Origin of the sequence: Blautia sp. OF03-15BH, assembly GCF_003463065.1 — a bacterium.
Lineage (GTDB): Bacteria > Bacillota > Clostridia > Lachnospirales > Lachnospiraceae > Limivivens.
In genome coordinates this window covers 1-22,549 of sequence record NZ_QSCM01000024.1, presented here as the reverse complement: position 1 = coordinate 22,549, position 22,549 = coordinate 1, and the positions used below count along the sequence as shown (strand labels likewise).

Here is a 22,549-nt window from a genome sequence, read left to right as displayed (position 1 = left end):
GGCAATTGAAAAGCAGGAAGAAAACTTTTTCTGAAAAAGCTTCTTCCTGCTTCTTTTTACAAAGATCGATTACTCTGCCTTTGCTTCCTTATCCTGAGCGTCAACGAAAGCATTTACTCTGGTGATGAGCAGCTCCGGCTCGATACCATGAACATAAGCAGCCTCTTCTACGGTTTCCATCTGAGCAGACGGGCAGCCGATGCAGTGCATTCCGGCAGCCATCAGTACAGGAGCCATATCCGGTGCTTCATTTAAAATATCGCCAATGATCATTTCTTTGGTAATCTTAATCATGATCGTTTTTCCTCCTTGTTGATTTTTTCACAGATATTTTTCATTATAATCTTTTTCTTTGTTTTTCGCAAGGGACAAAAACAAGAAATCCAAATATTTCACTTGTATATTTTAGGTAAATGTATTAAAATAGCGGTAAGGTTCTGAGTGAACCAATTCATGTACATTTTATAAGGAGGTAAACTACTATGGCATATGTAATTTCTGATGATTGTGTATCCTGCGGTTCCTGCGCAGCTGTCTGTCCGGCAGACGCTATCAGCGAGGGCGATGGAAAATATGTGATCGATGCTGATGCATGTCTGGATTGCGGTACCTGCGAGGCAGAGTGCCCGAACGAAGCTATCCATCCGGGTGAGTAATCTCCCGTTTCTTGGATAGAAGCTGCCTCTGATGCGTGGCAGTTCTCTTTCCCTTATCGCCTGGTGTTTTCCCGACACCAGGCGGTTTTTTTTATCAATAGTCCAACGCGAAGCGCGGTGCTGAGTCCCGGTGGGACTCGTTTGGCACCGACCGAAGCGTAGCATAGACCTGTGGCCTGCGCTGAACGTCAACGTCCTCTCAGCAAATCCGCATATCTCACAACCATGCTGCTCAGTACAGCGAGACTACTCTCCTTACTGATCTCTCTCCATTCCCGGCGGTAATGCTCCAGCCAGTTTTCCAGTCTCTCGGCCAGTTTCCGGCCTTCTTCCTCAGAGCGGTCCATGAGCCAGGCTCCGACTTCATTCCAGATACAGATTCCCTCTCCGGTCACAGTAAAAAGCTGTACCACAGCTTTTCTTCCGGCGCTCATATAAGGCGTGCAGGCATAAATCTCCTCCAGGGCTTTTTTTACCTCTGCATTGGCTTTTTCTGCCCTTTCCTTTGTATATTTCCACTCCTCCAGAATCTCCACACGGCGAGCCTCGTCACCTTCCATCCAGTTCACAGACTGAGACCACTGAAACATCTCATTATCGGAAAAATGAGCAATACCGCTCACGATTTTCCCGGAGGTATCTCCGTAGGCCAGTCTCGAAATCGCCTCGTTAATCTCATCAAAAGGAACTTCCTCTGCATTCCAGCTGAAAGCTGCTCCGTAGAGGATTCCCGGAATGCTTAAGCGGTAATCGTTCACATGGCCGTAATCGCCCCAGTCAGTGTTCAGGAGACCAACAGCGCCATACTTATGAGCATGACGGCACATGATCCGGTTGTTCCGGTAGGCGAAATCGAGAAGCGGCATCCACATATTCCAGCCACAGACACCCGGGCAGGCATACTGGGTGATTCCACTCTCCGCGATGGCCTTGATGGCATCCTCGGGCTGATCCGGCGCATAGCCCCAGTTCAGGCAGATTGTCTCCTTCGGAAGCTCTCCACAGCTTTCCGGCCAGCGGTACATAATATCGCCCCAGAACATCGGCACGCAGCCCTGAGCCACCAGATGCTCGCAGAGGGCTTTCACATGCTCCACATAGAGCTGGCGCTCGCCTTTTTCCTCCGCCAGAGCCTTGCTTCTTCCTTTTCCCAGGTCGAAGGTCTCATCCGCACAGATATTGAACTTGTTCGTACGGAAAAGGGGACGGTACTCATCGATCAGTCTCTTGATAAAATCCAGAGCGTCCGGATGGGAAACGTTCAGCGTGTGGTGCTGACCCGCATAGGTGTAGCTGTAGGGGATTTTTTCGGAATCTGGCAGCTCGCAGAGATCACAGCAGGTCTTGGTGCTGAGAATCCGGTACATATGGCCGAAGCTGGAAAGGGAGGGCACCAGTTCGATATGGCGGGCCGCGCAGTAAACATCCAGTTCCATGATTTCCTCGGCCGTTAGCGGTGTATCCTCTCTCCAGGCTTCAGAAAGTCCACGGAAAAGGTAGGTATGCTCGATGTAGAGCTGCCACTGATTCACCTTGAACCGGCAGAGCAGATCTGCCACCTTCTTTAAATAGGAGAGTTTCGGCACACGGCCGCGGGAGCAGTCCATATAGTAGCCACGGTTTTTTAGATCCGGCCAGTCTGTGATGGAAAGACAGGGCAGAACTGCGCCGTGAAGCTGAATGAGCTGGCAGAGGGTCTGTACGCCATTGCAGAGTGCCTCGTCACCGCCTGCAGCCAGAAGGATCCTGTCTTCTGCAACAGTCAGCTGATAGTGGTCCTTTTCCAGTTTCTGATCCAGGCCCAGAATGATATCGCCGCTTTCCGTCGGGCGCAGCGCCCTTAAGATATCCAGAGAAAGACCTGCCTCTTCCCGAAGCTCCTTCTGGAGCATCTGTGCATAGAGAAAAGCTCCCGGCTCTGTGCCAACGAGCAGGATTTTTGTCAGGGGACCCGGCAGAAAATGGCCTGTATGATATTCCGTCTGTTTCGGATTTGGAAGGAATTCCATGATTTTATCCTCTTTTCTTTTTTCCTCATCATGCAGACAGGCTCCCCACATATCTCTCCTGAAAGAGACAGCGGGAAGCCTGTCCGATATGGTAAAATGATTTTAACTTTTTGCTCCTGCCATGTCAACTGCTGATTTCTTTTTCCTGCGGAACAGCCGGAAAAGACCGGGCTCTCTGGCCGCTGCCACAAGCGTTCCGTTTTTCTGGTGAAGGCGGATCGTCTCGTCCAGGCGACGGAACCGTTCTTCCTCTTTTTCCTCCTTAAGTTGCATCAGCACGTCCATTCCATGGATGACCGAATCAGAGATCCGGTTTTCCAGCTCCTCGTTGTTCTCCTTTAAGGTCTGCCGGAACAGAGAAGTCATGATAGTTTCAAACTGCTGAAACTTGTCCAGGTCCGGATTCAGAGGAAAGACTGTGATATTTTCCTCGGGCTCCGCTTTTTCTTTCTCCTGTTCTGCCAGTTTTTGCTCCAGATCGATGATCTCCGCAGAAGAATCTCCTTTTCGTTTTTTAAGCTCCGGCAGAAGTACTTTGATGGCTTTCAGCTGAAAACCCCGCTCTTTTAGTTCCTTAATATTCTGAAAGGTCTGAATATCTTCCTCGGTATAGTAACGATGCCCCAGCTCCGTCCTCTGGATCGGAAGCTCTAGCTCATCCTCCCAGTAGCGGAGGACGTGAGGTTCTGCCTGAACGGCTTTGGCTGCATCAGAGATCAAATACCTTTTTTCATCCATGAAATTTTTTCTCCCCTTCATGTTCATTCTCAGGGCAAAACTGCCCCAACACTTACAGAATCAGTGTAACACATTTTCTGTGGCATGAACACGAAAAGAAATCGCAAAATTCGATATTTTATTTTTCAGAAGCAACTATACGGTCACGACGTGCCTGCATAACTTCCATATACTCCAACAAACCAAGATCCTCCAGTTCCTTCTGGTATTCAGGTAAATCATCCAGAGATTTATTACCCATTATTAAATCAGAAATAAGTTCCGACGCATAAGTCCTTAGCTGTTCTTCCTTTTCTGATATAATTTCACTCTCTTCATCCGTAGCAATGGCTAAGGAATAACTGGTGGTTTCTACCTGATCAGCCAACGGATACAATTCTGTATAAAAATTGTAATTCCAATTAGCCTTATTAATCATATACTGAGGCTCGCTGGCATTATAGCGTTCTGTCACTTCTGGATACAGTATAAATCTTGGTAACGCATATAAACCGGCACTTGCATAAGTAAAACTTATTGCATCATCTCCCTCTGCAGGCAACTTCGTATAATTTCCATTTTCGTCCACTTCATATGCTACCCCTTCAACACCAATTTGGTTCATAAGCGCATATCTGTCACTATAGACATAATCCATTAACTTAACTACTGCTTCCGCTTTCTCACTTGCTTTGGGAATAAAGTATTGGCAATATGTCATAGTCTCCACACTATCTGCCCATACTGGGAAGCCATTCGAAAGATCTCCATCTGCATCTACCAACACAGGAGTAAAAAATGTCTTATTTTCATCCAGATTTGGAATCGAATATTCAAAATTCCATTCTGCGTATCCGGACACAAGTGCTAAGCGATTCTCACTAATCAACTGGCTCGTTGAAGAATTAAGCGCTGATGTATCAATTAATCCATCCTGATACATCCGCTGCATATATTCAATATAAGCCGGGAAATTCTCATGATAGAAATTTGAAAATACCTTATTATCTTCCAAGAAATACCCGCACAATAAATCCATATTTAATCCAAAAGCAGGGGCAATATAACTGAAACCGTTAATTCCGAAATCGGCAATCTCATCCGGACTTCCATTACCATTGGCATCTCCATCCTGCATCTTTTTTAGAATATCATACACTTCTTCCGGTGTATAAACTTCCTTTACTTCTTCTCCTACTGCTTCTAGCCTCTCTTTAATACATTCAGCCGCTCTTTCAGGAGAAAGTCTCTTTTTGTCCCGTGGCCACTCACCCAAAAGTAGCCAATGCTATGGAAGAACTAATTGCCCTGCTTGCTGCACAGGATGTATGTAATCCCCTTTGTGCCATTGGTAAAATTTATGAAATTATTGGCTTATTCTACCAATATTGTTCTGTTGAGACAGTACGGATTCATAAAACAGACAAACGATTCAAAGAAGCTCTTACCTATATCAACAATCATTACACGGAGAGTATATCGACCCAAAATATTAGTAAAAGATTTGGCTATGAAGAGGCGTATTTTTGTAGGAAATTCAAAGAAACAACCGGAACAGGCGTAATAAAATATATACGATATCTGCGACTGTCAAATGCCCAGCATCTACTGCGACTTAGTGAAGAAAATATCCGGGATGTTGCCTTAAAATGCGGGTTCTCGGATATTTCTTATTTTTGCAGCTGCTTTAAACACCAATTTGGAATGTCTCCCAAGGAGTTCCGAAAGCAGAAAGGGTAGTGCTTCAGCTCCATTCCGCTGACGCTTCATGTCGCTGACGGGCTTCGCCCTATAGACGGACATATAAAAGACCTCACTCCTGCTAGCAGGGTGAGGTACGGCTTCTCTCTGCTTCGAGCCGTGCTTCAGCTCCATTCCGCTGACGCTTCATGTCGCTGACGGGCTTCGCCCTATAGACGGACATATAAAAGACCTCACTCCTGCTAGCAGGGTGAGGTCTTCCATATGTCCGTCTGCACGGCTCTATTTTTTCATGTTTGCGAACTTGGTGTAGTTGGGGAGCCATACGAGTTCAACGGTTCCGATGGGGCCGTTTCGTTGTTTTGCGATGATGACTTCGGCAATGTTTTTCTTGTCGGTGTCTTTGTTGTAGTAGTCGTCACGGTAGAGGAACATAACTACGTCGGCGTCCTGCTCGATCGCTCCGGATTCTCGGAGGTCGGAAAGCATGGGACGGTGATCCGGACGCTGTTCCACAGCCCGGGAGAGCTGAGAAAGGGCTACAACAGGAACGTTCAGTTCTCTGGCTACCGCTTTTAAGGAACGGGAGATCTCGGAGATCTCCTGCTGACGGGATTCGGAACGTTTGCCGCCGCTCATCAGCTGCAGATAGTCGATGATGATGATCCCAAGGTTGTGCTCCAGTTTGAATTTCCGGCACTTGCTGCGGAGCTCGGCAATGGAGATACCAGGAGTATCATCGATGATCAGATTCGATTTTCCGACAACAGCGGCTCCTTCAATGAGCTTCGCCCAGTCTTCATCCGTCAGATTTCCGGTTCGGAGTGCCTGGGAATCCACCTTGGATTCCAGGGAGAACAGACGATTTACCAGCTGTTCTTTGGACATCTCAAGACTGAAGATCGCTACGGTCTTCCCTTCCTTAAAAGCCATATTCTGAGCTACATTCAGGACGAAAGCCGTTTTTCCCATAGAAGGACGGGCTGCAATCAGAATGAGATCCGATGGCTGAAAACCGGAAGTTTTATAATCCAGATCGATAAAACCGGTAGGAATACCTGTAACGGTTCCTTTGTTTTTTGATGCTTTTTCGATCTTGTCCAGAGCGTTCAGTACTACCTGTTTGATCGGAACAAAATCTCCGGTACTTCGGTACTGGAGCAGGTCAAAGATTTTTTTCTCTGTTTCCTCCAGAATATCCTCCGTCCGTTCCTTTGCCAGATAACAGGTATTGGCGATCTCCTCATTGACCTTGATGAGTTTACGGAGCATCGATTTTTCCTGAACGATCGTGGCATAGTGCCGCACATTGGCAGAGGTTGGAACCGCATCCAGAAGGTCTTTTGCAAACTCCAGGCTGCTGATCTCCGGCGGCACATCTTTTTCTCTCAGGCGCTCCTGAAGAGTGACCAGATCTACCGGTTTTCCCTCATTATAAAGTTCCAGCATGGCATCGAAAAGGACACCATACTGGCTCTGGTAAAAATCTTCACTTGTAATGACTTCTGAGGCTGTCATGATAGCGTCCCGGTCCATGATCATGGAACCGATGACTGACTGCTCAGCCTCCACGCTATGGGGCAGAACCCGTTTGATCAGCGCTTCTTCCATTCTCTTAAGCCTCTTTTACATGTACCTTCAGTTCAGCAGTTACCTTGGGGTGAAGCTTGACAGGAACCATGGTCACACCCAGCGTACGGATAGGGCTGGAAAGCTGGATCTTCTTCTTGTCGAGTTCCAGATCAATCTGTGCTTTGGCTGCCTCGGCGATCTCTTTGCTGGAAACAGAACCGAAGGTCTTTCCGCCCTCACCGACTTTGATAGACACTGTCACAGATTTCTCGGCGATCTCAGCCGCAAGAGCTTTCGCCTGCTCCAGGATCTCCTTTGCCACTTTGTCCTCGTTGGCTTTCTGAAGCTTCAGATCATTGATGTTTTTTGAGTTTGCTTCCACACCGAGTTTTTTGGGAAGCAGCATATTTCTGGCGTATCCGTCGCTTACATCGACGATCTCACCTTTTTTTCCAAGAGATTTTACATCTGCTGTTAAGATTACTTTCATGTTAAATCGCTCCTTCTTCTGTCATTTTTGTCAAAACTTCTTTCAGTTTATTGATCGCCTCGCTCATAGTCATATCTGCAAGCTGGGCACCGGCAATGTTCTGATGGCCGCCGCCGCCAAGGCGCTCCATGATGATCTGTACATTGACCTCGTCAATGGCTCTGGCACTGATATAGATCTTTCCCTGGAACTCCGTCAGCACAAAGGATGCCTTGATCCCTACGATATTCAGAAGCTCATTGGCTGCCTGTGCTCCTACTACTGTCGGGCTCTCCAGATTTTCACTGGGACAACGGGAGATCGCATACTCACGCATGAAAATTTCCGCATGACGCACGGCCTCTGCCCTTGCCTTATACGAGGTGATATCGTCCCGGAAGAGCTTTCTGACTCTTGTCACATCTGCACCGCTCCTTCGAAGGTACGCAGCCGCCTCAAAGGTGCGTACACCCGTCTTTGCCACAAAATTGTTCGTATCTACGATAATACCCGCATAAATACAGTCGGCTTCCACCGTCTTCAGACGCACATCATCTGTAAAATACTGAAGGATCTCCGCCACCATTTCACAGGCTGAGGAAGCAAACGGCTCAATATAGGAGAGCACCGCATTTTCGATGACATCACTGCATCTGCGGTGATGGTCAAGGATCACGATAACCTTCGTCATATCCAGAAGGGATTCACATTCGCAAAGAGACGGCCGGTTGGTATCCACCACCACAAGAACCGTCTGCGGATTGACGATGGCTTCCGCCTGCTCATGAGTGACAAACATATCTTCATCAAAATCCCGGCTGTTGCGAAACATGTTGACCCAGGGACGGATGGAACTGTTGATATCTCCCAGTACGATATGGGCCTTCTTGTCCAGCATCTTCGCTGCCCGGTAAATGCCGACTGCAGAACCAAGGCTGTCGATATCCGTGATCTTGTGGCCCATAACCACTACTTCTTCGCTGTTTTCGATAAATTCCCGGAGAGCCTGTGCCTTCACACGGGCCTTCACACGGGTGTTTTTCTCCATCTGCTGTGATTTTCCACCGTAATAGGAGATTTTGTCATTCTCCTTCACTACGGCCTGATCGCCGCCGCGGCCCAGAGCCAGCTCGATCGCGATCCTGGAAAATTCATAATTCTGCTGATAGCTGCCGCCATTGACACCGATGCCGATACTTAAAGTGACACTCATCTCATTACCGATATTGACCGCTTTCACTTCTTCCAGAAGTGAAAAACGGTTGGCCTGCAGTTCCTTCAGATATTTGTTCTTAATGATAATAAAATATTTGTCTGTCTCAAATTTCTTGACGATACCGTCATAATTGGAGATATACTTGGTGATCTTCCGGTCAATAAGAGCCACCAGAAGGGAACGGCGTACCTCTTCCACGCTGTCCAGCGCCTCATCGTAGTTATCCAGATAGATCAGCCCCGGAACCATTTTCTGATCCTGATTCTCCTGGATATAATGGTTCAGCTCCGTGTTGTCAAAGAGATACAGAGCGATCACATAATTCCGGTCCTTCGGGATCTCCAGGATATTGACTGCATCTTCCAGACTCTGTACGGAAACCCGCTGAAGGCGGGCACAGAAATCCTTGTCCTCATAGTGAATCTCGATCTCTTTTACCCCTTTCAGCCCCGGCATCGTACCGCTGTGTATCTCCGGAAAAAGGGTCTGGATGTTTTTCCTGTAATCTTTATCCTTGCCTACTGTCAGGGAAAACTCTTCATTCATCCAGATGAGCCGGCCATCGGAATCCAGAAGGGCATAAGGGATGCTGAATTCATCCAGAAGCGTCTTCTGCACCTGTCCGTACTGGGTGGCAAAGGAAATCAGGTCGTTCAGGATCAGCGGTCTGTGCCGGAAGATCAGAAGCAGTGTCAGCACTACGAAAAGTGCAAGGAAACCGGAAACGACAAGTCCGGCTTTTACAGAGACGGTATAGACCGCCACATTCATGATCGCCAGGATCACCAGAAAGACCACCGGCCACTGCATATACGACTTCAGTTTTCCCTTATATTTGATTTTCGTCTTTTTCATATCCAACTCCTGCATACAGCCACAGAAAAATCTCTGCGTCTGCCTGATACGTTAATGGATGCTTACCTTCCAATCATACCATTTTTTTGAGAGTTATGGAAGCTTAAAATCCTTCTTTTGATAAATACCGCCGGATTTCCCGGAAAACCTGCTGTCTGCCGGTTTCATTGAGGATCTCATGGCGCATGCCCGGATAAAGATGGCCTTTCACATTCCGGTAGCCGGCCTCTTCCATCGTATGAATGGCTTCGCCAAATTTTCTGCGGCTTCCAATGCATGGATCGTTTTCTCCGCCGACAAAAAGGATCGGAAGTTCCGGTTTTGTTACCCGCCAGCCTTTTTTATCATATGTGCGCCGCATCAGTTCAAAAAGTGTCAGATAGGCATCCGCAGTAAAGGTAAAGCCGCAAAGTTCAGAGGCAGCATAGGCCTCCACCACTTTCCGGTCCGAGCAGACCCAGGCAAACCTGTTTTTCTCGTCCGAAAACCGGGCAGCATAGGAGCCGAAGGAAATGGATTCTATGAAATGGCAGACATGGCGGCCTCCCAAAAGCAGTTTTGCGCTTTTTGCCAGAAATCTTCCAAGCGGCAGAGCCGGATTCCTGGACGGGGAACCACAGACGATCAGGGCATCCACACAGTCATCGTGCTCTTTCACAAAGCTCCGTACGGCCAGGGATCCCATACTGTGACCGAAAAGGATCAGCGGAAGTTCCGGATATTTTTTCCGAAGCGTCTCGTTGATGAGAGAAATATCATCCAAAAGAGCTTCTGCACCACCTCCGTACATATAGCCGAGATCCTGCTTCTGGCGTACACTGGCACCGTGGCCTCTGTGGTCATGGATCACTGTCAGGAAACCTTCCGCTGCCAGATATTCCATAAAGGGCTGATAGCGTTCTTTATTCTCACTCATTCCGTGAACCAGCTGCACGATCCCCCGAAGTTTCCCTTCCGGAGCGATCTCAAGAACGGAAAGTTCCAGGCCGTCAGCCCGGGATTTGATCGTTTTATGAATGATATGGGTCATAGTATTCCTGCCACTCAAAATATGTGTAAATATACTCACATCGAGATAATGTAGACTCTCACGAGTTCTACTTACTGCTTCACCGTGTATGTTTTTGATTGACCGAAATCATATCTACTCACAAGTTCTTGTACACTCCACAGTCGTAAATTCCCGAAAATAGCCTTCGGTACATACTTACGTTTGCGTTTTCGTTATGCAACTTCGTAAGTTATTGCATCTCTCAAATTAAGTGCAGCATTGAAATCTCTGTCTTCGACATAACCGCAACTGCATTTGAATATTCTATCTGAAAGCTTTAAATCTTTTTTGATAGCGCCACAACAGTGACAGGTTTTAGATGATGGATACCATCTATCTATTACTCGAAGTTCGATTCCATTTTCATTGCATTTAACTTGAAGCTTTGTTCTAAATTCATAAAACTTCTGTGATGCAACTGCTTTTGAAAGATGTCGATTCTTCATCATGCCATTTACATTTAAGTCTTCAATCGCTATATAAGATGGCTTGGTTTTCACTATCTCAGCAATTATCTTGTTAATGTAATCCGTACGGATATTATCTATCCTATGATGAAGTTTCTGTACCTTGAGTTTTTGTTTTTGTATATTCGCCCTTTGAGTGACTTCTCCTTTCTTTAGGTTTTCATACTTACGGGAGAGACATCTCTGTTCCCGAATAAGTTGTTTCTCAAGCTTTTTCAGTCTTGCTGACTTGTTGATGTTCTTATAAGTTTTACCATTAGAAACAATGGCAAAATCCTTTAATCCAAGGTCTATGCCAATTCCTGCATTGGAATTATCAGCTGTCTTGTTATCTGGCAGTTCTACAAGAACCGAAACATAGTATCTGTCAGCTTTTATTGAAACTGTACCGCTTTTGATTACATATCCATCTTTTGTTGTTGGAATATATCCTTTCTCTTTGATACGAACCCAGCCAAGTGACGGAATATTGATTCTATGCCTTTCGCAACGACAATCCTTTGGATTATTCTTTACAAAATACATCTTTACATCAGATTTGCCTTTCTTTTTGAAATTAGGAAAAGCACTCTCGTGATTGAAAAATCTTGTAAAAGCAGTTTGTCCATTATTTACTGACTGTGTTACTGCTTTTGAATAAGCTTTCTTAATCCACGAATACTCTGGATGCTCAGAAAGATATTCATTGTTAAGCCAGACTCTAAACCTGTTACTACTCATAAACTTTTCACCGTTGTCGTAAAGTTCCTTATTATGAGCAAGATAGAAATTATAAATGAATCTACAAGTTCCTATCGTCTTATGAATCTTGACTTTCTGTTCCTCTGACGGATTTATTTCCGTCTTGAAGCTCTTTAGCAATTTCCACATCCTTTTCTATTTGTTTTTTATACTTACGAAGTCCGTACAACCTGCAAGAGAACATATGGAGTATTGAAACAATATCCTGCACGAGTTCTTCTTGTGGTGATAGTTCTTCATTGTTCACTACCACGATGGTCGTATTGAACTTCGTACAGAATTTTTCAAACCAGTCGTAACCAAATCTGATAAATCTGTCTTTATGAGTTACGATTATGGTTTTGATTTTTTGTTCCATCACTTCATCTAATAATTCGTTCCACTTTTTACGATTGTAATCAAGACCACTTCCATAATCTTCAATACACTGGTCTACAATCATACCTTTGGCATTACAAAACTGTCGTAAAAATGCAACTTGGTTTTGTAAATCATCTTTTTGATTTTTTGTAGATACTCTGGCATAAATAACTACCTGACGTTGGTCATCTTCCGTATTTATTCCTTTGAATTGTAGATATTGGTCATAAGTGTAATAACGTCTATCAGTTGGAGTTCGGTTTGCCTTTAAAGTTCCTTCTCTATCCCAACGCTGTAATGTTTTTACAGATACACCTAACAGTTCAGCAAAATCTTTTGGCTTGTAATTTGTGATATTTGATGTGTTCATAATAATTTACTCCTTTAAGTATATTTAAACACATTCAATCATGTTAGTCAACAAATTTGATTACTTAATATAATCTCCTTTTCTGTCATACATTCGCAATCCGGCCTGCTGTGCAGGCTCTATATGCAAAAAGCGCACCATCCTTCGATGGTGCGCTGCTCATACATAGATGAATTAGTCCTGAACGTAGGGCATCAGTGCAATGTGACGTGCTCTCTTGATAGCAACAGTCAGAGCTCTCTGATGTTTTGCACAGTTTCCGGTGATTCTTCTCGGAAGGATCTTTCCTCTCTCGGAAACGTATCTTTTCAGTTTGTTAACATCCTTGTAATCGATCTCGTTATTCTCTTTGCCACAGAATACGCAAACTTTCTTTCTTCTGCGTCCGCCTCTTCTCTTCATGGGAGAATCGCTTTTCTCTGCTCTATTGTAAGCCATGGTGGTAACCTCCTTCACTTAGTCGAACGGTAACTCTTCATCAATGCCGTCCGGAATATTCATAAATCCATCACCGACTGCTGCACTGGGTGCAGGCTTTGCTGCCGGTGCCGGGGCTGCTGGCTGATAATCGCTGTAACCTCCGTTACTGCCATTCGCCATGGATGATGCTTTGCTCTCCGCAAACTCCTGGTCTTCTACGACAACGTCTGTCGTATAAACCTTCTGTCCGTCCTTATTCACGTAGCTGCCGGTCTGGATACGTCCGGTGACTACCACCTTGAGTCCCTGATGAAAATACTTCTCAGCAAACTCAGCACTGCGTCCGAAAGCCACACAGGAGATAAAATCTGCGGTGGCTCCGTTGTTGTCCTCGCCTCTTCTGGCGAATCTGCGGTCAACAGCAAGGGTGTATCTGGCAATTGCCATGGAACTGTCCCCTGCGGAATAACGAACTTCAGGATTTCTTGTCAAGCGCCCCATTAAAATAACTTTATTCATGGAATCTCCTTCTCTCAGTCAGATTTATACTTCAGGTCTGACGATCAGGTATCTGAGAACGTTATCCATGATGCGTACACGTTTCTCCAGCTCAGCCGGGCATGCAGCATCTGCATCAAACTGGATGAAGTAGTAGTAGCCCTCTTTCATTTTCTGGATCTCGTAAGCAAGTCTCTTCTTGCCCCACTCGTCCACGTTTGTGATGGTACCGTTGAAACGCTCAACCAGTCCTTTCACTTTCTCGAGAGTAGCTGTTCTAACGTCATCTTCAACCTTTGCGTTCAGAACCAGTGCTAATTCGTATTTGTTCATGCTCTTCGCACCTCCTTATGGTCTCTGGCCCCCTGACCCATGCAGGGAACAAGGAAAATAATATATCACAGTTTTTTACTATAACATACCTTTTTTGAATTGGCAAGCACTTTTTTCTTCTTTTCTTCCGGTCAGTTTCCTGCTGCCCTCATTTCTTCCGGAACGAAAGCATTTCCGACGGTCCGACTCCGGAGGCGAAACTGCTTGGGCGTGATCTGATAGTGCTTTTTGAAGGTCCGGATCAGATGGCTGCAGTCTGCAAAGCCGGTTTCAGCAGCAATATAGTTCAGGTCATAGTCCGTAAACAGCAGGAAATTTTCCACCTTGCTCAGCCGGATGAACTCAATATACTGCTTGCAGCTCTGTCCATAATATTTCAGGAACATTTTTGCAAAATAAGAGTAACTCATATTATAATGGTGAGCCAGTTCTTCTATATTAATATTCTCCTGGGAATGGCGGTCAATATAAACTAGGATATCCTGGATCCTGGTTTCTTCTGTCTCCGATGAATTCTCCAGATCAAGCGAGATTCCCTGGCAATGCCAGATCCTTAAGATTTTGAGCATCAAGGATGCAAAAGAGGAATAGATAGATGCGTCATAGCCATACCTCTTTTCCCTGTATTCCCGTTCCACATCCTCGAAAAAAAGCCCCAGATCCACATCCGGGAGATTTTCCGGCGTAAAAAGGATCGGCGGACAGGGAAGTGCCGCCACCCTTCGAAAAGCAAGATTCAGATCCGGCAGGTAACTTCCTGTCAGATGGATCCGGTTGAGATTAAACTTGATACAAAAGTAACGGTATCTTTTCCCGCCGTCCGCATGAATGGTGTGAACCGATTGAGGCGGAAAAAACATGACGCTTCCGGCCTCTATACGCTTGCAGGCATCGTTGCAGGTCACCAGAACGGAGCCTTCCTGCATATAGATCACTTCCATAAAATAATGCCAGTGCGCCTCCACAGGCAGCGGAAAGCTTCCGGTGACACAGGTAAACGCTTCGATCGGAGAGCGCAGGATGTCCGTGTACTCAAACAGATTTTTCATGGAGAAATTCCTCCTTTGTACACTCAAAAGAATAGAAACATTCCATTTTTTAATAATCGGATTATATCACATTCTGAAAAAAATTGATACAATCCCTTTAACTTTAACTGCCTGATGGAGGAGGTATTTATTATGAAACAAGAGACTGATCCATTCCCGAAAACGAAGCTCCAATGGCTCTGGGAAAACATGAAGGGCTACCGCGGGATCTATTTTGTGGGAATGGCCGGCACTGTAGTCTACAACATTCTACAGCTGACCGTCCCGTATTTTTCCGGAAAGATCATCGATCTTTTCCTCACCGGTGAAAATGCCCGCCAGAACCTGAATACGGACCGCGCGCTTTTTTACCGGCTCATCCTTGCCATGGTGCTTTTTACGATCCTGCGCTGTGTCATTGTCTATGGCACCTGCATGATCTACGAGAACGTATCCCAGGCTGTGCTTTACCGGGTCCGCAATGATCTGTATGACAAGATCCAGCGTCAGGACATGACTTTTTACAGCACCTACCGCACCGGTGATCTTATGACCCGTCTCACGGGAGACCTGGATGCCATCCGTCATATGGTAGCCTGGATCGTCCGTATGGTCATCGAGTCCTTTTCCCTCTTTGCGGCGGCGGCCGTTTTTTTCCTCTATACCAACTGGAAAATGGCACTTTGTCTGCTGGTGATCTCCCCCTTTGTTTTCTGGATCATCTGCCTGTTTCGGAACCGGGTGGCACCCATGCACGCACTGCTCCGTGAAAAACTCTCCCAGATGAATACCTGTGCCCAGGAAAACATCTCCGGAAACCGGGTGGTCAAAGCCTTTGCGCGGGAGGATCATGAAATTGAAAAATTTGACCGGGCCAACCGGGAATTCTGTGAAACCAATAAGGCTACCGCTATGGTCTGGCTGAAGTTTTTCCCCTATGTGGAGAGCATTGCCAACCTGATGCCTGTTGTCATGCTGGCTGTCGGCGGCGTTTTCCTTATCAGAGGTCAGCTCACAATGGGTGAATATGTGGCTTTCTCCGGTCTCATCTGGGCCATCGCCAACCCTATGCGCCAGATGGGAAATATCATGAACGAGTTTCAGCGTTTTTCCGCTGCATCAAGAAAGGTCATGGAACTTTACTACTCCGAACCGAAGATCAAAGATCACAAGGATGCCAAACCCCATCCCGGCCGCTTCGACGGAAAGATCGAGTTCCGAAACGTTTCCTTCCAGTATGAGGACGGAGATCTGCCGGTGCTCCACAATATTTCCTTTACCGTCAATCCCGGAGAGACCGTGGCCATCATGGGCGAGACCGGCTGTGGAAAAACATCTCTCATCAATCTGATCCCCCGTTTTTACGAGCCTACGGAAGGTGAGATTTTCATTGACGGCATCCCCGTGGAAAATCTGAAGCTTCATGATCTTCGCTGCCACATCGGTCTGGCCACCCAGGACGTCCTTCTCTATTCCGACACCATTGAAGGAAACATCGCTTACGGCGACGGCTCCATCCATATGGAGGATGTGGTAAAATTTGCCCGCTACTCTTCTGCCTCTGATTTCATCGCAAAGATGCCGGAAGGCTACGATACCATCGTGGGCGAACGGGGTGTCGGTCTCTCCGGCGGTCAGAAACAGCGAATTTCCCTGGCCCGGGCGCTGGCTGTCCGTCCTTCTGTCCTGATCCTGGATGACACGACCTCTGCTGTGGATATGGAAACAGAAAAACAGATCCAGCATTCTCTGAAAGAACTGGATTTCCCCTGTACCAAGGTCATCATCGCCCAGCGGATCTCCACGACCCGGGATGCAGACCGGATCATCGTACTTCAGGATGGCTACATCAAAGAAACCGGTACTCACGAAGAACTGCTGGCTAAAAAAGGATATTATTACGAACTGATCAAACTGCAGACCGGACTGGATGAACTTTAAGGAGGTGGAAAATCATGGCAAAAAATACTTACAAACAGGATGAGATCCTCGAAGAACCATTTGACATCCGTCATCTTTTACGAGCATCTTCCTATATTAAAAAATATCAGAAACGGATGATCTGTGCCATTCTTTTAAGCGGGATCGGCGGAGCCTTCGGCTATGTGGCTCCCATGATCATCCAGCGGGCTCTGGACGTGGCGATCCCCGACAAAAATTTCCGCCTGCTGTTTTCTCTGGTGGGAGTGCTGATCGGCATCTATACCGTCAGCGTGATCTTCACAACGATCCGCAGCAAGATCATGGTGGATGTAAGCCAGAGCATCATTTATGACATACGAAAAGATCTTTTCGCACACCTGCAAAAGCTGCCCTTCCAGTATTACGACGACCGTCCTCATGGAAAAATCCTGATCCGGGTAGTCAACTATGTAAACTCTGTCTCGGACATGCTCTCCAACGGTCTTATCAATATCCTGCTGGAAAGCTTCAACCTGCTTTTTATCGTGATCTTCATGTTTCTGGTAGATGTGCAGATGGCTCTTGTGGTGCTCTGTGGCGTCCCCGTTCTCATGGTCTTCATGTTCTGGATCAAGAACCGTCAGAGAAAAGCCTGGCAGGCCGTTTCCAACAAAAATTCCAACCTGAATGCCTACCTGCAGGAAAACATCGTAGGCGCCAGGATCACCCAGATTTTCGCCCGCGAGGACGAAAACGCCCGGATTTTCCAGGATCTTTCCAACGACTGCCGCCAGACCTGGAACACCGCTGTCCGTTACTCCAACCTGGTGTGGCCAGGCATTGACTCCATCTCCGTCTGCGTCCGGGCTGCGATCTTTCTCTTCGGCCTTGTGCTTTTCGGAGAAGGGAACAAATCTCTTGGAACCATTGTGGCAATTTCCAGTTATGCTTCCTTTTTCTGGCAGCCCATCATGAATCTCGGAAACATTTTCAACAACTTCATCAACAACATCGCCTACCTGGAACGTATCTTTGAGACCATGGATGAGCCCGTAACCATCTCCGACAAGGAAAATGCCCGGGAAATGCCCAAGATCCGCGGCGAGGTCACCTTCGACCATGTGAGCTTCTCCTACGATAAAAGCAAAAAGATCCTGAAAGACGTCTCTTTCACCGTAAAACCCGGGGAAAGTATCGCTCTGGTAGGACCTACCGGGGCAGGAAAAAGCACCATCGTCAACCTGATCTCCCGTTTCTACAACGTGGACAGCGGCCGTGTCCTCATTGACGGCCAGGATATCTCTGATGTGACCATCCACTCTCTCCGTTCCCAGATGGGGATCATGATGCAGGACAGCTTCATTTTCTCCGGCACCATCGGAGACAACATCCGCTACGGCAAACTGACCGCCTCAGAAGAGGAAATCCAGAAGGCCAGCCGGATCGTCTGCGCTGATGAGTTCATCAGCCGGATGCCGGAAGGGTATGATACGGAGGTCCGGGAGCGCGGCTCCATGTTGAGCCAGGGACAGAAGCAGCTTATCTCCTTTGCCCGGACACTGCTTTCGGATCCTTCCATCCTGATCCTCGACGAAGCCACCTCCAGCATTGACGTGCAGACGGAAAAAGCCCTGCAGACCGGTCTCAATGCCATGCTTCAGGGAAGGACTTCGTTTATCATCGCCCATCGCCTCTCCACGATCCGCGACTGTGACCGGATCATGTACATTGACGACGGCGGCATCCTGGAGACCGGAACCCACGAAGAACTCATGGCAAAAAAAGGCCACTATTACAAGCTTTATACCGCTCAGCTGGATGAAGTCCATAAGACTGCATAGAAAAACTGCCGCCCGGAATTCTCACTTTCCGAAGCGGCAGTTTTTATGTTTTCTGACTTTCTCATACATGCAGAAAAAATCAGGTTTCGTCAATGCGGATGCCTTTTTTTCCGCTGCGTTTGACTTTGTAGAGAGCCTCGTCCGCTCTCTGATAAATCTCACGGCTACCACTGCTCTTTCCGGAAAAGACCACTGCTCCGATGCTGAGACTCAGCGGAATACCATGGGTGTCATACTGCGCGGCATATTTTGAGAAATCTTCTACGATCGCCTGTCCTTTCCGGCAGACGATATCCTTTCCGGGAATGTCCTTCATCAGGATCAGAAATTCATCGCCACCCATACGGAAGATCTTGTCATCGCTCCTGAAATGACTTTTCAGAAGCTCTACCAGGTCTTTCAGAACCTGATCTCCTGCCGGATGGCCGCAGGTATCATTCAGGTTTTTAAAGTTGTCCAGGTCAAGAAGAAGGACGGCTCCTTTGACTCCTCTTTTTCTTCGTTTCAATTCTCCACAATAGCTCTCAAGACACGTACGAAGCCCATACCGGTTATAGGCCCCTGTAAGACTGTCCTTTCGTGCCTCTTCCAACAGTTCCCGTTCCAGGCTGATGTCCACAACATTTCCGAGGATCCGAAGCAGTTTTCCTTTGGAGTCCCGCACTTTCTGGAGGGTCAGGCGTTTCCAGGAGTAAAAGCCTTCTTTTTCCTGAAAGCGGAACTCAATGATCCGGTAGTCCTGATTTTTCAGGAAGGCTCTCTCCAGTTTTTCTCTGTCATCCGGATGAACAGCAGCCTGAAAGAGAGCTTTTCCGGATTTGACAAGATCCGGATATACCATATGCTTTTTCGGTTCCCTCATACTTCTCTGAATATAAAGATCCAGCTGATCCTTCAGGACATCATATTCCAGCACGCTCCCCTGTATCAGATTCATCAGTGTCTGGTTTCTGCTTTTTTCCAGATCCAGTTTTTCTTCCAAGACTTGTTTTTCCGGTTCCGGTGTCATCCCGGCATGCTGGATCGAAAACCGGCTCAGATACCAGACTCCCTGAAAAAAAGTCCAGAAAGCAGAAATCTCATTTTCAATCCTCTCACCATTTTCCAGAAGTGCCAGATTTCCGGATATCATACAGCTTTTATTATTTTCCGTCACCACCCGATAGTTTTCTTTTTCCATACAGGTCTTCTGCATACTCTCAAAAATCGTCTGCAGTTTTTCTCTCAGGCTCTGGATATGATAAGCTTCCCCGCGCTCTGTCATTCCAAACCAGCAGATGGCTTTCGGATCATAAAAGCCTACGATCTTCTCCGCATCCTTCTCTTCATAGAAAGCACGCGTGAGACCATACATCATTTCTGTGGGGCTTTTTTCCTGTTCCATCCTGTCATATCCCATATTTTTCCCCCCATTTTCTGTGATCATAAATAAGATGATGTCTGCGAATTGCTCCGCTGCAAAGCAGCTCCCGCAATTCTACATAATAATATAGTATTATATTACCGTTTTCCGGTCTTATAACGGTCTCATGAAAGAAAGAGAGGCGTGGATTTTTCCACGCCCCTCCGTTCTTTACTGCTTATCTCGCTTTACGGTTTTTTCTCCGTTTGCGTACTGCGTAACCGCTTCCGGTAAGAGCGGAAAGCATCATCAGTGTTACATATAACCAGATGTTGGTATTATCACCTGTCTTCGGTGCTTTCGTTGTCTTATCTGCCGGTTTTTCAGTGGTCTTAGCTGTCGGTTCTTCTGTTTCTGTCGGCTCTTCTGTTTCTGTCGGTTCTTCTGCCTTTTCCTGGTTGGTGATCACTACAGAAACATTGTTGTTGGTTTCACTTAAGGTAACCTCCGGCAGATCCACGGTTGCCTTGTATGCAAAGTCTTTGCCTACCGGGTTGCCGTTTTTATCTACCTCAGCGATATAGAAGGTAGCCGGTGTGTCAGCGGAGATCACGATGTTGATGGTCTTCGCTGCGGATTCAGAAGCTCCATTCATATCCAGTGCGATCACATTTTCTGTGGTACGGTCTGTCAGCTGAGAATGTGCTGCGTCTGCAAAGAGGCCGATGTAGAAGGTCTCATTGCTCTTCTTTGCCTTTCCGTCTGCATCCAGGACTTTCTTCGTAAGTGTCAGTCTTGCATCTTTATAGAAGCGATCGGACGGCAGATTTCCAAATACATTGGTGAATGTCAGGCTTGCACTTCCGTTTGTCTCGCTGACTGTGACGCTTCTTCCATCGGAGAAGTCTGCCATGTAAGGTGTTCCGTTGATACTGCCGTTTGTCACAACATTACCATTTCCATCGGTCTCACTTACATAATAGGTCTTTCCGACAAGCACATGATCAAAGGTAACTGTTGCAGAAGAGGTTCCGTTAAAGGTCAGTCCTTTTGCTTCGGTCAGTCTTACTGTGCAGGCCTCATCTTCGAAAAGCGCCACATAGAAGGTGACATCCTTCGCGGTTATGCTTTCGCCATCCAGAGTCAGGTTCTTGGTGATCTGGATCGTTCCGCTGTTATCCTGCGTCGGAACTTCCTTGGTTCCCGGTGTGGTCGGGATCTCCGGTTTTTCCGGATCCGGACTCGTTCCGGATGCTGCTGCGGTATTGACTACTTTACCTGCCTGGGCGTCGGCTTCTGTCACGGTATATTCTGCTGTAAATACTTTGCTTTCTCCCGGTGCCAGACTTTCGATCTTCCATGCATTTTCTCCGCTGTTTCCGGTGAGTTCATCGGTTACAACAAGGTTGGTTGCTGTCAGATTTCCGTCATTAGTCACGGTGATCTGGTAGGTGATCGTTTCGCCGATCACATAAGCTTTACCGTCTGCAGGTGTGCTGGTTGTTTCTTTTTCCAGCGTTACATGAGCATTCTTCCGCTCGGTGTCGATTTCCTTGGTGTCTTCTTTTTCTACCGGGTTTCCTTTTGGATCCGTTCCCTTTGCTGTTGCAACGTTGAGGATCTTTCCTTTGAGGATATCTGCTTCTATTACTTTATGGGTAGTAGTGAAGGTCTTTTCCTCTCCGACTGCCAGTGTCGGGATCGTCTCATTGAGACCGGTCATTTCGTCTGTTACTGTGATGTTGCTGATCGTTACGTTTCCATTGTTCAGTACGCGGATGGTATAGCTGATCTCTTCACCAAGTGCATAGCCTCCTGCCTTCTGATTTGCTTCCTTGTCTACGAAAAGACTGGGTTCTGCTTTCACTGTCGGCTCGTCTTTGGTTCCGGGATCTACCGGTACTTCCGGTTTCTCCGGATCCGGATTCTTGCCTTTGGCAGTGGCTTCGTTGTGTACCTCACCCTTTAAGATGTCTGCTTCTGTCACTTTATACTCAGCTGTAAATACTTTGCTTTCATCCGGGCTTAAGCTGTCGATCTTCCATGCCTTATCGCCGATGTTTCCGGTCAGTTCATCCGTTACTTCGATGTCGCTTATTGTCAGGTTTCCGTCATTCTTCACGGTGATCTGATAGGTGATCGTCTCGCCAAGGGCATAGGCACTTCCATTGGCCGGTGTACTGGTGGTCGTCTTCGTGATGTTCAGATGTCCGTTTGCAGGATCGGTAGGATCTTCCTTCTTGCCTGGGTCTACCGGTACGTCCGGGTTCTCCGGATCCGGGCTCGTTCCTTTGGCGGTTGCTTCATTGACTACGCTGCCTGCGAGGATATCTTTTTCCGTTACGGTGTAGCTGGTGGTAAACTCTTCGAGTTTTCCAGGTGCCAGTTCTTCGATCTTCCATGCCTTGTTGCCGATGTTTCCAGTCAGTTCATCCGTTACTTCGATGTCTTTTATTGTCAGGTTTCCGTCATTTTTCACGATGATCTTATAGGTGATCGTTTCGCCAAGTGCATAGGCTTTACCATTCGCAGGCTCGCTAGTGGTGGATTTGGTAATAACAAGATGGCCGTTTGCAGGATCCGTAGGATCCTCGGTCTTACCCGGGATTACCGGTACTTTCGGATCATCCGGATTGGTGCTTGTTCCTGTTGCGGTTGCTTCATTGACTACGCTGCCTGCAAGGATGTCTTTTTCCGTTACGGTGTAGCTTACGTTGAATTCCGCTTTCTTTCCAGGAGCCAGCGGTTCCTCGACAACCAGAGCCTTATCGCCGGTGTTTCCGGTCAGCTCATCGAGCACTTTCACATCTTTTACTGTCAGGTTTCCGGTGTTGGTTACCGTGATGCGATACTCGATCGTCTCGCCAAGTGCATACGTCTCGCCGTTTGCCGGCTCACTGATGGTGGTCTTGACTACCTGAAGGCTGGTTTTTGCAGGATCGGTAGGATCTTCTTTCTTGCCTGGTTCTACCGGTACGTCCGGGTTCTCCGGATCAGGGCT

General features: G+C 47.0%; 20 protein-coding genes. 4 read left to right on the top strand and 16 right to left on the bottom strand.

Annotated elements, in window-relative coordinates; genetic code table 11:
- Window positions 1-69 precede the first annotated feature (69 nt).
- The gene (locus tag DXA57_RS15795; protein WP_117768231.1) at window positions 70-294 is read right to left on the bottom strand and encodes a DUF1858 domain-containing protein; all 225 of its coding nucleotides are present in this window, start codon (window positions 292-294) and stop codon (window positions 70-72) included.
- Between the two features lie 188 nt (window positions 295-482).
- On the opposite strand from DXA57_RS15795, the gene DXA57_RS15790 reads away from it, so the two are divergent.
- Entirely contained in the window at window positions 483-656 is a 174-nt protein-coding gene (locus DXA57_RS15790; RefSeq protein WP_117768230.1) for a DUF362 domain-containing protein, read from the top strand.
- Window positions 657-844: 188 nt separating this feature from the next.
- Here DXA57_RS15790 and DXA57_RS15785 read toward each other — a convergent pair whose 3' ends face one another.
- From DXA57_RS15785 to DXA57_RS15775, 3 genes are all read right to left on the bottom strand, one after another.
- Window positions 845-2,665 (bottom strand): beta-N-acetylhexosaminidase, encoded by a 1,821-nt coding sequence (locus DXA57_RS15785; protein WP_158571349.1) that lies wholly within the window; start codon window positions 2,663-2,665, stop codon window positions 845-847.
- Between the two features lie 102 nt (window positions 2,666-2,767).
- Entirely contained in the window at window positions 2,768-3,403 is a 636-nt protein-coding gene (locus DXA57_RS15780; RefSeq protein ID WP_158571348.1) for a helix-turn-helix domain-containing protein, read from the bottom strand.
- Window positions 3,404-3,521: 118 nt separating this feature from the next.
- Complete coding sequence (locus DXA57_RS15775) at window positions 3,522-4,658, bottom strand: hypothetical protein (protein WP_117768227.1); 1,137 nt, start codon at window positions 4,656-4,658, stop codon at window positions 3,522-3,524.
- A gap of 14 nt (window positions 4,659-4,672) precedes the next feature.
- Between DXA57_RS15775 and DXA57_RS15770 the strand changes: the two genes are divergently transcribed.
- Entirely contained in the window at window positions 4,673-5,122 is a 450-nt protein-coding gene (locus DXA57_RS15770; RefSeq protein WP_117768226.1) for a helix-turn-helix transcriptional regulator, read from the top strand.
- A 243-nt stretch (window positions 5,123-5,365) separates the two neighbouring features.
- Here the strand turns inward: DXA57_RS15770 and dnaB are convergent, their stop codons facing one another.
- The 10 genes from dnaB to DXA57_RS15720 all read right to left on the bottom strand — a co-directional run bounded on the left by dnaB (window position 5,366) and on the right by DXA57_RS15720 (window position 14,484).
- On the bottom strand, window positions 5,366-6,694 hold the full coding sequence (gene dnaB / locus DXA57_RS15765; RefSeq protein ID WP_117768225.1) for a replicative DNA helicase: 1,329 nt from the start codon (window positions 6,692-6,694) through the stop codon (window positions 5,366-5,368).
- Between the two features lie 4 nt (window positions 6,695-6,698).
- Window positions 6,699-7,145: a 50S ribosomal protein L9 gene (rplI, locus tag DXA57_RS15760; protein WP_117768224.1), complete on the bottom strand. Its 447-nt coding sequence runs from the start codon at window positions 7,143-7,145 to the stop codon at window positions 6,699-6,701.
- Between the two features lies 1 nt (window position 7,146).
- Window positions 7,147-9,195 carry a DHH family phosphoesterase gene (locus tag DXA57_RS15755; RefSeq protein ID WP_117768223.1) on the bottom strand — a complete coding sequence of 683 codons (2,049 nt, stop codon included), beginning with the start codon at window positions 9,193-9,195 and terminating at the stop codon, window positions 7,147-7,149.
- A 103-nt stretch (window positions 9,196-9,298) separates the two neighbouring features.
- Complete coding sequence (locus tag DXA57_RS15750; RefSeq protein ID WP_117768222.1) at window positions 9,299-10,225, bottom strand: alpha/beta fold hydrolase; 927 nt, start codon at window positions 10,223-10,225, stop codon at window positions 9,299-9,301.
- Window positions 10,226-10,419: 194 nt separating this feature from the next.
- Complete coding sequence (locus DXA57_RS15745) at window positions 10,420-11,583, bottom strand: RNA-guided endonuclease InsQ/TnpB family protein (protein ID WP_117768221.1); 1,164 nt, start codon at window positions 11,581-11,583, stop codon at window positions 10,420-10,422.
- A complete protein-coding gene (locus DXA57_RS15740) occupies window positions 11,513-12,169 on the bottom strand; it encodes an IS607 family transposase (RefSeq protein ID WP_199612755.1) in 657 nt (218 codons plus the stop codon). The genes DXA57_RS15745 and DXA57_RS15740 overlap by 71 nt, the downstream gene beginning before the upstream one ends.
- Before the next feature lie 189 nt (window positions 12,170-12,358).
- A complete protein-coding gene (gene rpsR / locus DXA57_RS15735; RefSeq protein WP_117768219.1) occupies window positions 12,359-12,622 on the bottom strand; it encodes a 30S ribosomal protein S18 in 264 nt (87 codons plus the stop codon).
- Window positions 12,623-12,640: 18 nt separating this feature from the next.
- Window positions 12,641-13,123: a single-stranded DNA-binding protein gene (locus DXA57_RS15730; RefSeq protein WP_117768218.1), complete on the bottom strand. Its 483-nt coding sequence runs from the start codon at window positions 13,121-13,123 to the stop codon at window positions 12,641-12,643.
- A 24-nt stretch (window positions 13,124-13,147) separates the two neighbouring features.
- Entirely contained in the window at window positions 13,148-13,435 is a 288-nt protein-coding gene (rpsF, locus tag DXA57_RS15725) for a 30S ribosomal protein S6 (RefSeq protein ID WP_117768217.1), read from the bottom strand.
- 131 nt (window positions 13,436-13,566) lie between these two features.
- A complete protein-coding gene (locus tag DXA57_RS15720) occupies window positions 13,567-14,484 on the bottom strand; it encodes a helix-turn-helix domain-containing protein (protein WP_117768216.1) in 918 nt (305 codons plus the stop codon).
- 132 nt (window positions 14,485-14,616) lie between these two features.
- On the opposite strand from DXA57_RS15720, the gene DXA57_RS15715 reads away from it, so the two are divergent.
- Both DXA57_RS15715 and DXA57_RS15710 read left to right on the top strand, forming a co-directional pair.
- Window positions 14,617-16,404 carry an ABC transporter ATP-binding protein gene (locus tag DXA57_RS15715; RefSeq protein WP_117768215.1) on the top strand — a complete coding sequence of 596 codons (1,788 nt, stop codon included), beginning with the start codon at window positions 14,617-14,619 and terminating at the stop codon, window positions 16,402-16,404.
- Between the two features lie 14 nt (window positions 16,405-16,418).
- On the top strand, window positions 16,419-18,206 hold the full coding sequence (locus DXA57_RS15710; RefSeq protein WP_117768214.1) for an ABC transporter ATP-binding protein: 1,788 nt from the start codon (window positions 16,419-16,421) through the stop codon (window positions 18,204-18,206).
- Between the two features lie 79 nt (window positions 18,207-18,285).
- Here DXA57_RS15710 and DXA57_RS15705 read toward each other — a convergent pair whose 3' ends face one another.
- Both DXA57_RS15705 and DXA57_RS15700 read right to left on the bottom strand, forming a co-directional pair.
- On the bottom strand, window positions 18,286-19,605 hold the full coding sequence (locus DXA57_RS15705) for a sensor domain-containing diguanylate cyclase (RefSeq protein ID WP_158571347.1): 1,320 nt from the start codon (window positions 19,603-19,605) through the stop codon (window positions 18,286-18,288).
- Window positions 19,606-19,786: 181 nt separating this feature from the next.
- Window positions 19,787-22,549, bottom strand: a 2,763-nt coding sequence (locus tag DXA57_RS15700; RefSeq protein WP_147345710.1) for a DUF7507 domain-containing protein, incomplete at its 5' end; no start/stop codon positions are given.

What these genes read in the sequence shown, in the direction of transcription:
- DXA57_RS15785 (WP_158571349.1), bottom strand. Translation starts at nt 2,665, where the DNA reads ATGGAATTCCTTCCAAATCCGAAACAGACGGAATATCATACAGGCCAT.
- DXA57_RS15730 (WP_117768218.1), bottom strand. Translation starts at nt 13,123, where the DNA reads ATGAATAAAGTTATTTTAATGGGGCGCTTGACAAGAAATCCTGAAGTT.
- DXA57_RS15710 (WP_117768214.1), top strand. Translation starts at nt 16,419, where the DNA reads ATGGCAAAAAATACTTACAAACAGGATGAGATCCTCGAAGAACCATTT.
- rpsR (WP_117768219.1), bottom strand. Translation starts at nt 12,622, where the DNA reads ATGGCTTACAATAGAGCAGAGAAAAGCGATTCTCCCATGAAGAGAAGA.
- DXA57_RS15780 (WP_158571348.1), bottom strand. Translation starts at nt 3,403, where the DNA reads ATGGATGAAAAAAGGTATTTGATCTCTGATGCAGCCAAAGCCGTTCAG.
- rpsF (WP_117768217.1), bottom strand. Translation starts at nt 13,435, where the DNA reads ATGAACAAATACGAATTAGCACTGGTTCTGAACGCAAAGGTTGAAGAT.
- DXA57_RS15750 (WP_117768222.1), bottom strand. Translation starts at nt 10,225, where the DNA reads ATGACCCATATCATTCATAAAACGATCAAATCCCGGGCTGACGGCCTG.
- dnaB (WP_117768225.1), bottom strand. Translation starts at nt 6,694, where the DNA reads ATGGAAGAAGCGCTGATCAAACGGGTTCTGCCCCATAGCGTGGAGGCT.
- DXA57_RS15720 (WP_117768216.1), bottom strand. Translation starts at nt 14,484, where the DNA reads ATGAAAAATCTGTTTGAGTACACGGACATCCTGCGCTCTCCGATCGAA.
- DXA57_RS15795 (WP_117768231.1), bottom strand. Translation starts at nt 294, where the DNA reads ATGATTAAGATTACCAAAGAAATGATCATTGGCGATATTTTAAATGAA.
- DXA57_RS15755 (WP_117768223.1), bottom strand. Translation starts at nt 9,195, where the DNA reads ATGAAAAAGACGAAAATCAAATATAAGGGAAAACTGAAGTCGTATATG.
- DXA57_RS15705 (WP_158571347.1), bottom strand. Translation starts at nt 19,605, where the DNA reads ATGGGATATGACAGGATGGAACAGGAAAAAAGCCCCACAGAAATGATG.
- DXA57_RS15790 (WP_117768230.1), top strand. Translation starts at nt 483, where the DNA reads ATGGCATATGTAATTTCTGATGATTGTGTATCCTGCGGTTCCTGCGCA.
- DXA57_RS15770 (WP_117768226.1), top strand. Translation starts at nt 4,673, where the DNA reads ATGGAAGAACTAATTGCCCTGCTTGCTGCACAGGATGTATGTAATCCC.
- DXA57_RS15715 (WP_117768215.1), top strand. Translation starts at nt 14,617, where the DNA reads ATGAAACAAGAGACTGATCCATTCCCGAAAACGAAGCTCCAATGGCTC.
- rplI (WP_117768224.1), bottom strand. Translation starts at nt 7,145, where the DNA reads ATGAAAGTAATCTTAACAGCAGATGTAAAATCTCTTGGAAAAAAAGGT.
- DXA57_RS15745 (WP_117768221.1), bottom strand. Translation starts at nt 11,583, where the DNA reads ATGTGGAAATTGCTAAAGAGCTTCAAGACGGAAATAAATCCGTCAGAG.